General features: G+C 44.4%; 13 protein-coding genes, 1 tRNA gene and 1 other RNA gene. 1 reads left to right on the top strand and 14 read right to left on the bottom strand.

Annotation, left to right across the window (positions count from 1 at the left end):
• Nucleotides 1–26 precede the first annotated feature (26 nt).
• The 10 genes from ffs to Q7V21_RS16340 form a co-directional block, all read right to left on the bottom strand.
• Nucleotides 27–123, bottom strand: an RNA gene (gene ffs, locus Q7V21_RS16385) — signal recognition particle sRNA small type.
• Nucleotides 124–368: 245 nt separating this feature from the next.
• Nucleotides 369–459, bottom strand: a tRNA-Ser gene (locus Q7V21_RS16380).
• 22 nt (nucleotides 460–481) lie between these two features.
• A complete protein-coding gene (locus Q7V21_RS16375) occupies nucleotides 482–1,321 on the bottom strand; it encodes a type III pantothenate kinase (RefSeq protein WP_304918304.1) in 840 nt (279 codons plus the stop codon).
• Complete coding sequence (locus Q7V21_RS16370; RefSeq protein ID WP_304918303.1) at nucleotides 1,318–2,121, bottom strand: biotin--[acetyl-CoA-carboxylase] ligase; 804 nt, start codon at nucleotides 2,119–2,121, stop codon at nucleotides 1,318–1,320. Before Q7V21_RS16370 ends, Q7V21_RS16375 begins: the two co-directional genes overlap by 4 nt.
• A 93-nt stretch (nucleotides 2,122–2,214) precedes the next feature.
• On the bottom strand, nucleotides 2,215–2,439 hold the full coding sequence (locus tag Q7V21_RS16365) for a hypothetical protein (RefSeq protein ID WP_304918302.1): 225 nt from the start codon (nucleotides 2,437–2,439) through the stop codon (nucleotides 2,215–2,217).
• A 47-nt stretch (nucleotides 2,440–2,486) separates the two neighbouring features.
• Nucleotides 2,487–2,852: a DUF2069 domain-containing protein gene (locus Q7V21_RS16360; RefSeq protein ID WP_304918301.1), complete on the bottom strand. Its 366-nt coding sequence runs from the start codon at nucleotides 2,850–2,852 to the stop codon at nucleotides 2,487–2,489.
• The gene (gene wrbA, locus Q7V21_RS16355; protein WP_304918300.1) at nucleotides 2,849–3,442 is read right to left on the bottom strand and encodes an NAD(P)H:quinone oxidoreductase; all 594 of its coding nucleotides are present in this window, start codon (nucleotides 3,440–3,442) and stop codon (nucleotides 2,849–2,851) included. The genes Q7V21_RS16360 and wrbA overlap by 4 nt, the downstream gene beginning before the upstream one ends.
• Nucleotides 3,443–3,451: 9 nt before the next feature.
• Nucleotides 3,452–3,802 (bottom strand): arsenate reductase (glutaredoxin), encoded by a 351-nt coding sequence (arsC, locus tag Q7V21_RS16350; protein WP_304918299.1) that lies wholly within the window; start codon nucleotides 3,800–3,802, stop codon nucleotides 3,452–3,454.
• Entirely contained in the window at nucleotides 3,799–4,983 is a 1,185-nt protein-coding gene (gene lapB, locus Q7V21_RS16345) for a lipopolysaccharide assembly protein LapB (RefSeq protein ID WP_304918298.1), read from the bottom strand. Before lapB ends, arsC begins: the two co-directional genes overlap by 4 nt.
• Before the next feature lie 9 nt (nucleotides 4,984–4,992).
• Nucleotides 4,993–5,289: a lipopolysaccharide assembly protein LapA domain-containing protein gene (locus Q7V21_RS16340; RefSeq protein ID WP_304918297.1), complete on the bottom strand. Its 297-nt coding sequence runs from the start codon at nucleotides 5,287–5,289 to the stop codon at nucleotides 4,993–4,995.
• 150 nt (nucleotides 5,290–5,439) lie between these two features.
• Here Q7V21_RS16340 and fdxA point away from each other — a divergent pair, with 150 nt between their 5' ends.
• Complete coding sequence (gene fdxA, locus Q7V21_RS16335) at nucleotides 5,440–5,763, top strand: ferredoxin FdxA (protein WP_069296830.1); 324 nt, start codon at nucleotides 5,440–5,442, stop codon at nucleotides 5,761–5,763.
• 58 nt (nucleotides 5,764–5,821) lie between these two features.
• Here fdxA and rpoH read toward each other — a convergent pair whose 3' ends face one another.
• From rpoH to ftsY, 4 genes are all read right to left on the bottom strand, one after another.
• Nucleotides 5,822–6,682, bottom strand: coding sequence for an RNA polymerase sigma factor RpoH (rpoH, locus tag Q7V21_RS16330; protein ID WP_304918296.1), 861 nt, complete (start codon nucleotides 6,680–6,682; stop codon nucleotides 5,822–5,824).
• A 99-nt stretch (nucleotides 6,683–6,781) separates the two neighbouring features.
• Nucleotides 6,782–7,708: a permease-like cell division protein FtsX gene (gene ftsX / locus Q7V21_RS16325; RefSeq protein ID WP_304918295.1), complete on the bottom strand. Its 927-nt coding sequence runs from the start codon at nucleotides 7,706–7,708 to the stop codon at nucleotides 6,782–6,784.
• A complete protein-coding gene (gene ftsE / locus Q7V21_RS16320) occupies nucleotides 7,705–8,367 on the bottom strand; it encodes a cell division ATP-binding protein FtsE (protein ID WP_304918294.1) in 663 nt (220 codons plus the stop codon). Before ftsE ends, ftsX begins: the two co-directional genes overlap by 4 nt.
• Nucleotides 8,364–9,428, bottom strand: coding sequence for a signal recognition particle-docking protein FtsY (gene ftsY, locus Q7V21_RS16315; protein WP_304918293.1), 1,065 nt, complete (start codon nucleotides 9,426–9,428; stop codon nucleotides 8,364–8,366). The genes ftsE and ftsY overlap by 4 nt, the downstream gene beginning before the upstream one ends.
• Between the last annotated feature and the right edge of the window lie 26 nt (nucleotides 9,429–9,454).

Genomic DNA, 9,454 nt, shown 5'->3' with positions numbered 1-9,454 from the left:
CCCAATGTGGTCATAAGGGTGGTGACCCAAACCAGCCCAATCTCGGCGCCCGAGTCCGATGGCTGCGCTGCTCCCTTCCGGGCCTGACGTGGTAACCAACATATCGTCGCGAGGAGACCGGCTGGGCCACCATAGAGTTGGGTATTCTATGCTTTTTTTGGCTTTAGTGCCATGCATTGAACCAATAAAAAAGGAGAATTTTAAAGATGACTTGGTATGAAAATGAATAAACCAACATATCCATGCACAAAAGATTTTTTAGGGCATGAATCGTGGGTAAAGTGATAGGTTTAAGCGAGAGAGGATTTAGTTATGGCGACTATGGCCTAACCAATTGAATTTAAAATTGTTAATGGCATTTATTTAATTGGCGGAGAACGAGGGATTCGAACCCTCGATAGGCTATTAACCTATACACACTTTCCAGGCGTGCGCCTTCAACCACTCGGCCAGTTCTCCTATAAGGGGGCGAAAGCTTATCTCAGTTCGCGTTTTCTGGCAATGCCGTTGAATCTTCGTCTAGGTTTTCGTCTGTCGATGATTCAGTTTCTGTTGCGGTTTTATTCTGATTGCGATGGTTGGATTGTCTGGCATATTGCGCCAAACCTTTCAGAACCAAATCGGGCTCATGGATAAGCGGTTGTGGCAATAAGGGAATTAATTCTTCAGCATCACCACCGGTAATCAGAAAGCGAATTTCGTTTTTGAAATTCAGTTGTAAATCAGTGATGAGGTTTTCCAGTGTGGCGGACACCATATACAAGGTGCCGGCTTGAATGGCGCTATGCGTATTAGTGGCTAATAGATTGAACTCACTTTCTTGTGTAACATTACTTAATGCGTCGGTATTATCAGTCAACATTTGTTTCATCAGCGATAAGCCGGGAACAATCAGCCCACCTTGGTGCTGACCTTTTTCAGTGACAATATCGACAGTAATGGCAGTACCACAATCAATAATGCAGGTGGCTTCTCTGGCATGCTGGCGGCCGGCAACTATGGCTAACCAGCGATCAACACCTAATGTTTCAGGCTGATCGTAGGCATTGGTGACACCAAAACGGCGTTTCTCACTTTGGACAAAGACGGGTTTGAGCTGCCATTGTTTTTCAGTCCATTCGCTTAGCTGAGTGGCAATTTTTTCGCCAGCCACATTACTGACAAATATGGCCTCAATACCCTCAAGTGCTTTCCAGACTTTATTCAAGGCTACTTTAATGCCGGTTTTTGGTCGGGCAAAGTTTTGAGATTCAGCCAAGACTTTGGACTGAATAGTGGTCCATTTAATCTGGCTGTTACCGATATCGACTAATAAAATCATGAAGCAAACCTGATACTGAGGTGGCTGTTGGACAAGTAGGCTACTTGCTGGTCTCGCATATAACGTAATTCACCTTGTTCGTTGATACCACAAGCAAGCGCGGTGAATTGACCGTCTTCACTGATGATATTGATGGCTTGATTATGCAAGGCATCATATTGTGGCCATAAAGGCAAAAAGTCATTAAGACCACGATGAGAAAATAGCTCTAAAGTTTTAATCATATTTTGAATTATTTTAGCTGCCAGCCGATTGCGACAGGGGAGCGGGTTACAAAGTTGCTCCAGGCTGATAATGGGCTGAGGGATGGCAGTCTGTATATTGTCCGGTAGTGAGAGGTTCAAGCCGATGCCGACGGTAACGTAGTTTTGGCTTCCGTAACGTGATTCTACAAGAATTCCTGCAAGTTTACGCCGCTTATGTAAAACATCATTAGGCCATTTCAGTTGCAAGTCTTCGATTCCAAGTTCACGAAGGGTGTTGATTAGGGCAATCCCTATCGCGATGCTCAGACCGTTTCGAACCGATTCACTGTTGAGCGGACGCATTATCGACAGGTAAATATTGCCCGTAGCAGGAGAAACCCACTGGCTACCGCGACGTCCACGACCCGCTGTTTGCATCTCAGCCATGCATATGGCAATACCGTTTATTCCGCTTTGAGATTTTTTCCAGAGGATATCATTGGTTGAAGTGACTTCAGAGAAAACCTGAAGACTATCAATTTGCTGAAGGATGTCGGGACTCAGCGCTTCGCGGATGCTGGTTTCGTTGAGCGCAACGTATGGGGGTAAACTCAAAATAGGGCTTCACAGTCAGTAACGACGATAGTGTAGCGTCAAATGTCTTTTTTTCGCCAGTATTACCTGGAATAGAATCAAAAAAAGATAAAATCAGACTTTGATATCGAGCAACGTACCCAGAGTATCAGAGCTGATTTGAAACGCTTTGGCTGATGCCTGAACTTGAAATTTATCGCTGTTCATATTTACCATCGGCGTCACCATATCGCCACCTTTGGTAGATTCACTGGCCACAGCAAAGGCATTTTTATTCATGCTTTGCATACCGCTCTGTATGCCTTGATAAGCTGATTGTATGGCAGGAATAGTACTCATATGACGCTCCGGTAAATCTTACACAGCATTTCAACATTATTTATAAATTAAGTCTGTGCGTTCTTTCGCAATTTGCCTAAAGTACGAACATAAAGATTCGCCGCAATAAAAAAACTGCTGCTGAATATTACTTCAAACAATGGATACCAGATAACGGCATCCCGACTGTAAAGTTCGCCAATGCCGTGTGCAATATAAAACAACATTAAAAAACTGGCCCAGGCATGGGTATAGGTTTTGCCATAAAGAATACCGCGCATCGGGAACAATAAAGGCGTTACGCCAATAATCAACCAAGCCGCCACTGGAAAGTTTTCACTGTGTTCTGCAACTAAAATCCAAATTAATAAAGTAACCATCAGTCCAAAAAAACTGATTAAGGATATTGTTCTAAGGGTTTGAACTAACTTCATTTGGTCAGCCTTACTGCGAGTTCTGCAACCCTCAGCCCTAATGCCTGGCAGAGGTCAATTTCTTCCTGACTCAGTGAGCGTTTATTATCCGCTCCCGCAAAATGACTTGCCCCATAGGGTGTACCACCGGTTTGTGTGGTCATCAATGCGGCTTCGGTATAAGGCAGTCCACTAATCACCATGCCATGGTGTAACAGCGGCAACATCATCGATAACAGTGTAGATTCCTGCCCACCGTGCAAACTTCCGGTAGAGGTAAATACCGCTGCAGGTTTGCCACTTAAAGTGCCGGATAACCAGCTATCACTGGTGCTATCGATAAAATATTTAAGTGGTGCAGCCATATTGCCAAAGCGTGTCGGGCTACCAACAATAAGTCCGGCGCATTCCTGCAAATCGGCTGTTGTAGCGTAAAGATGTCCGGAGGCTGGAATTGCCGCTTCAGTTGCTTCACATACACTAGAGACTTTAGGCACGGTTCTGATTCTGGCAACACAGTTAGTGTGTTTTTCCACGCCACGGGCAATTTGTTCTGCCATTGCTTTAACTTGACCGGACTGGCTGTAATAGAGGATCAAAATCTCATGCATGCTGGGTCCTCAAAGGATATTCAATACGGCTTCTGGCGGTCTGCCAATGATCGCTTGATCGTCTTTAATGACGATAGGACGTTCAATAAGTTTCGGGTTGGCACACATGATTTCTATCAGTTGTTGATCCGATAGTTTGGCATTGTCCAGTTGAAGTTCTTTATAGAGGGTCTCTTTTGAGCGCATTAATTGTCTTGGGCGCATGTTAAGCAGCTGCAAAACAACTGTTAACTCGTCTGTTGTCGGTGGTGTATTCAGATAGTCGATAATTTCGATATCGTGTTGTTGATTTTCCAGCAAGGCCAGGGTTTCGCGGGATTTGCTGCAGCGTGTGTTGTGATAGATACGTATTTTACTCATGAAGCCGAATCCAATAATTTTTCCAAAGCAGTAAGATGAATTTCTGTGGGCCGGACCGTTCCCCATTTAGCACACCCTGGACATAACCAATGCATGGTTTTACCTGAAAAACCGCAGTTTTTACAGGTATAACGATCACCTTTTTCCACCATAGTGCGGGTGACCCGATCAATTAGCGGAATAAGTGCGATTTGATTATTTTCACCGAGTTTAATCAGGGTATGCAGCCCCTCAACGGAAGGGTGATGATGTAATTGCTCGTAGAGAAATTGTTGTGCGGCCTTGGTGTTTTCCAGCTCTACAATAATATTGGTCAGCATAATTCGGGCTGAGGTCATGTTTGGATGACGGATTATCAGCTGAGATAACTTTTCACGCAATGCGGGTAAATCCGCAAGCTGCTGATATGCCTTATACCAATATGGCAAAGCTTCTGAAAGAAATGCGGGGTTTTGCTGTTCGATATTTTGTAACGCATCCAGAGCTTTACGCGGTTGGTTTATTGTGAGGTAAAGCCTGGCTTCAAGCAGGCTGGCGCGAACACAATTGGCATCTTGAAATAACGCTTGTTTAAGCATGGTAAAGGCTTCGTGCCTATCCTGATTGGCATGCTGTTCAGCAAGTTCACAGTAAAATTGGGCGATCAATGGTTTAACCTGTCCAGTCTTACTGGCATCAATCTGTTTACCCATTTCAATGGCCCGCGCCCATTTTTTTTCTTGCTGGTAAATACGCATTAATTGTTTTGCTGCTTGCGGGTGTGGATTGGGTTGCTGTAATAATTCTAGAAACAGGTGCTCCGCACGGTCTAATACACCAGCATGCATATAATCGAGACCTAATTCCACCATGGCTTGTAAACGTTGTTCGCCGTGCAAGCTTGGCCGGGCAATTAAATTTTGGTGAATACGAATGGCACGTTCAGTTTCGCCGCGACGGCGAAAAAGATTGGCTAACGCCAGATGTGTCTCAACTGTTTCGCTATTCACCTCAAGCAAGCCGATAAACACATCAATCGCTTTATCCGGTTGCTCGTTGAGCAGGTAATTCAATCCTTTGAAATATTCTGGATTGAACGCTTTAACATGCTTTTGGGGAAGATGTTGATAATGACGTTTGGCCAGAATCCAACCCGAGACTGCTGCGACAGGCAATAACAAAAATAACCATTGCATCATCATTATGTTGGCCTAGTGGTTACCGCGTACCGGCAGGATTCGCAAGCTGTTTAGTTCTTGTTCGGCATTTTGTAATTTATTGATTAAACGATGGTTTTCATAACGTATGCGAATAGTGCTGAGGCCAATCAACGTTGCTCCGATCAGCAGCCCCAGCAGTAAGACAGCAATTAACAGGATGGCTAAAGGCAATTGCCATTCGACAAAAAACAGATCCAGTGACACCGCTTGCATATTGAATGCGGCAAAAGCAGTGCTGATCACAAAAGCACTGATAAATACGGCGATAATAAAAATTTTTCTGATCATTGGAGCATCCTGTTTCAGATGGTTTATCTGGTTCGTGAAGCGGATCATACCGTAATTATCTTCATTGCCCAGAACAGTGGTAAATCATGTAGAATGTCGAACGTTCTGACAGGTCTGGCCTGTAAAAAATGTATTTGTGGAGATTTCACCATGACCTTTGTTGTCACTGAAAACTGTATTAAATGTAAATATACTGATTGTGTTGATGTCTGCCCAGTAGACTGTTTTCACGAAGGTCCTAACTTCTTGGTTATTGATCCTGATGAATGTATAGATTGCACTTTATGTGAACCTGAATGTCCTGCCGAAGCTATTTTTTCTGAGGATGATTTACCGGATGAACAAATGGAATTTCTGCAGATTAATGCGGAATTATCCCAGGTATGGCCGGTTTTATCCGAGAAAAAAGATCCTTTAGATGATGCTGAAGAGTGGGATGGCAAACCTAACAAAACACCTTTGCTCGAACGTTAAGTTTGAATAAAAAAAGCCCGCTTTCCGAGAGGTTAGCGGGCTTTTTTGTGATTGTTATTTAGTCCATTAACAGGCGAAGTTTTTTCATCGCATTATTTTCAATTTGCCTTATCCTTTCAGCAGAGACCTGATACTGCTCGGCTAATGTATGCAGGGTAGCCTTGTCATCCTCATGTAACCAGCGCTGGCTGATAATATCGCGACTACGTTCATCCAGAGTTGCTAAAGCATTCACCAGTTTCTGTTGCTGAAAGTCAGCATAATCATCTTGTTCCAGTTGTTTCGATGGATCACTGTTATCTGCTGCAGCTAAATACGCTGCTGGTGAATAACTGGATTCGTCATCATCATTATCCGCGGGTAAGTCAAAAGACGTATCCGGTTGCGCCAGCCGACGTTCCATATCAATAACATTCGCCGCAGTAACACCGAGATCTTCAGCGACAGCTTCAATCTCATCCTGATTTAACCAGCCAAGACGTTGTTTGGCACTACGCAGATTGAAGAACAGTTTCCGTTGCGCTTTGGTGGTGGCAATTTTAACAATCCGCCAGTTACGAATGACATATTCGTGGATTTCTGCACGAATCCAATGCACGGCAAATGAAACAAGGCGTACGCCTTTATCTACGTCAAAACGTTTTACCGCTTTCATCAAACCGATATTGCCTTCCTGAATCAGATCGGCAACTGGCAAACCATAACCACTGTAGCCTTTGGCTATGCGAACGACAAAACGTAAATGTGACAGAACCAGACGCTGTGCCGCTTCCAGATCACCATGTTGTTGCAGGCGAGTTGCTAAATCGTGCTCTTCTTCAGCCGTTAAGACGGGAATTTGATGCACAAGATTGGTATATGCATCCAGATTGCCAATAGGTGCAGTGGCAAGTTGATATTGGGCTGCATGTGTTGTCATGTATGCGTTCTCCCTGAGAAAACCGATTTCATTTTACCAAATAGAATAATAAAAAGTACCTATTAGAATACCATTGGTATGGAAAGTTTCTTTATCTGCCTAGCTTGGCTCAATTGCATTCAAATGTCTACTCACGGCTAGCCAGGCACCCATCACACCAAGCAATAAGCCACAAAGTGGTAGACCAAATAACATTTGTCCGGCAAACCATCTTAGTTTGAATTGGCTGTCATACAGCGCTGCCAATTCATCAATCGGGCCACTGATAATAAGCAGACTTATCAGTAAGGTTATCCAGGCCAATACTCCGCCGAGTAGTCCATACCACATTCCGGTATATAAGAAAGGACGTCTGACAAAGGCATTAGTACCACCCACCAGTTTAATAACACGGATTTCTGTTTGTCGATTAAGAATGGCAAGGCGAATGGTGTTGCCAATAACCAGCAATACACTTAACGATAATAAAATTGCCAGAATAGTGATGCCACGCTGGCCGGTTTCATTAATACTGCGTAAGCGTTGCAGCCACTGCATATCAAGTTGGGCTAAGTCCACTTCAGGTAATGCTGCCAGTCTCTCCAGCAGTGCTTCTGTCGCTTCCTGAGGCTGATTTTCTTCAGGCTCGATAATGATGACTGCAGGTAATGGGTTTTTAGGTAACGTGTCCAGCAGACTCTTTAAGCCGGAGATTTCGCGAAACTCATTTAATGACTGTTGCGCTGATTGAAAAGAGGCTTCGGTAATGTCTGGCCAGGTGAGAAGCTGCTCAGCCAGTTGTTCACCACGCTTATCAGACATCTCATTCTGTAAAAATAATGAAATGCGATTAGCATGCTGCCATTCACCACTGACTTGTTCGACATTTTTCAAAATGACATACAAACCGGCAGGTAATAATAAAGCGATTCCGATCACCAGTAAGGTCATGGTGGTGGCCACTGGTTGTCGCCATAATTCGCCAAGACTGGAGAGCATGACCTGCGCGTGGCGAAGCAGGTAGTTATGAATATTAAATAGTTTCATGAATGATTTTCAGCAAGTTTTCCGTGCTGCAGAGTAATACGACGGTAAGGCATCCGATTAATTAAATCTTGATCATGGCTGGCAATAAACACGGTCACACCCACCTGATTAAACTGTTCAAACAAATGCATAATTTCTCGGGATAATTCCGGATCCAGGTTCCCGGTGGGCTCATCTGCTAACAATACCGGTGGTCGATTGACTACTGCTCTTGCGATACCAACGCGTTGTTGTTCACCGCCCGACAAAGCAATCGGCAGGCTGCGCTCTTTACCAAGTAAACCGACTTTATCCAAGGCAGCACGAACCCGACGCCCAATTTCACGATGGTTTTCACCAGCAATGATTAAAGGCAAGGCAACATTGTCAAACACCGTTCGGTCATGCAATAGGTTATGGTCCTGAAAGACCAGACCTATTTTGCGACGGTAATAGGGTATTTTCCATTTGGGCAGCCGGTTCAGATTCTGATTGTTAACGATGACCTGACCATGTGAGCTGCGCTCAATCAAAGCAATCAGTTTCAATAAGGTACTTTTACCGGCACCTGAGTGTCCCGTTAAAAAAGCCATTTCACCGGACAGCAACTCAAAGCTTAAGCCGGAGAGCGCTTCATGCTGGCTTTCGTAGCGTTTATAAACTTGTTCAAAACGTATCATTGTGTGGTTTCACGACCAAGTAAGGCATCAACAAAATCTTCCGCTTCAAAGGTTCGTAAATCATCAATGCTTTCACCAACACCAATGTAACGAATGGGTAAGCCAATTTTTTTGGCTATGGCAAAAATGATTCCGCCTTTAGCGGTTCCATCCAATTTCGTCAGGGTAATACCTGTCAAGCCTATGGCCTGGTGAAATTGTTCAGCTTGAGATAACGCATTCTGTCCAGTACCTGCATCCAACACCAGCATGATTTCATGTGGTGCATTGGCATCCAGCTTTGCCATCACACGTTTTACTTTTTTGAGTTCTTCCATCAAGTTGGATTGAGTATGTAAACGACCCGCCGTATCAGCAATCAGAATATCCACCTGCCGCGCTTTGGCGGCTTGCAACGCATCAAAAATAACCGATGCAGAGTCCGCTCCGTTTTGCTGGGCAATTACTGGGATCTGGTTGCGCTCACCCCAAACCTGTAATTGCTCGACAGCCGCGGCACGAAATGTGTCACCTGCCGCCAACATCACTTTTTTGCCCTGTAATTGAAATTGTTTGGCCAGTTTGCCAATAGTTGTGGTTTTGCCGACACCATTAATGCCGACCATTAAGATGACAAAAGGACCTGAGGTGGATTGAATCTGTAATGGTTTGGATACAGGTTTAAGAATGTCGACCATATCGGCATGCATTGCAGCAAACAGGGCCTCTGGATCATTCAGCTGTTTACGGGCTACGCGCTGCGTCAGATCATTAATAATTGTTTGAGTGGCTTCAATACCGAGGTCTGCACTGAGTAATTGAGTTTCCAACTCTTCCAGCAGATCATCGTCAATGGTTTTTCTGCCCAGTACCAAGTCGGCAAAACCTTCGGTCAGTTTTGAGCTGCTGCGACTCAGTCCTTGTTTAAGACGACCAAAAAAACTTGGTTTAGCTGAAATGTCGGCAACTTGAGTATCTGCGGTAATTTCCGCATCATGTGCGGCTGACTGCTGATCAGTGAGGTTTGCTTGCTCGCTGTTGTTTTCGCTGGGTTTGGCTTTTTTTCTGAGGAAACTAAACATATTCTCGGTTTGTCGTTAGTGTTCGA

The sequence above is a fragment of the Methylophaga sp. genome (genome assembly GCF_030651745.1).
The sequence above is the reverse complement of the archived record's forward strand: the minus strand, read 5'-3'. Positions and strand labels throughout refer to the sequence as shown.

Bases quoted from the DNA above. Each gene is read 5' to 3' on its own strand.
- ftsY (WP_304918293.1), bottom strand. From the start codon at position 9,428: ATGTTTAGTTTCCTCAGAAAAAAAGCCAAACCCAGCGAAAACAACAGC.
- ftsE (WP_304918294.1), bottom strand. From the start codon at position 8,367: ATGATACGTTTTGAACAAGTTTATAAACGCTACGAAAGCCAGCATGAA.
- wrbA (WP_304918300.1), bottom strand. From the start codon at position 3,442: ATGCATGAGATTTTGATCCTCTATTACAGCCAGTCCGGTCAAGTTAAA.
- rpoH (WP_304918296.1), bottom strand. From the start codon at position 6,682: ATGACAACACATGCAGCCCAATATCAACTTGCCACTGCACCTATTGGC.
- ftsX (WP_304918295.1), bottom strand. From the start codon at position 7,708: ATGAAACTATTTAATATTCATAACTACCTGCTTCGCCACGCGCAGGTC.
- Q7V21_RS16375 (WP_304918304.1), bottom strand. From the start codon at position 1,321: ATGATTTTATTAGTCGATATCGGTAACAGCCAGATTAAATGGACCACT.
- Q7V21_RS16340 (WP_304918297.1), bottom strand. From the start codon at position 5,289: ATGATCAGAAAAATTTTTATTATCGCCGTATTTATCAGTGCTTTTGTG.
- Q7V21_RS16360 (WP_304918301.1), bottom strand. From the start codon at position 2,852: ATGAAGTTAGTTCAAACCCTTAGAACAATATCCTTAATCAGTTTTTTT.
- arsC (WP_304918299.1), bottom strand. From the start codon at position 3,802: ATGAGTAAAATACGTATCTATCACAACACACGCTGCAGCAAATCCCGC.
- Q7V21_RS16365 (WP_304918302.1), bottom strand. From the start codon at position 2,439: ATGAGTACTATTCCTGCCATACAATCAGCTTATCAAGGCATACAGAGC.
- lapB (WP_304918298.1), bottom strand. From the start codon at position 4,983: ATGATGATGCAATGGTTATTTTTGTTATTGCCTGTCGCAGCAGTCTCG.
- fdxA (WP_069296830.1), top strand. From the start codon at position 5,440: ATGACCTTTGTTGTCACTGAAAACTGTATTAAATGTAAATATACTGAT.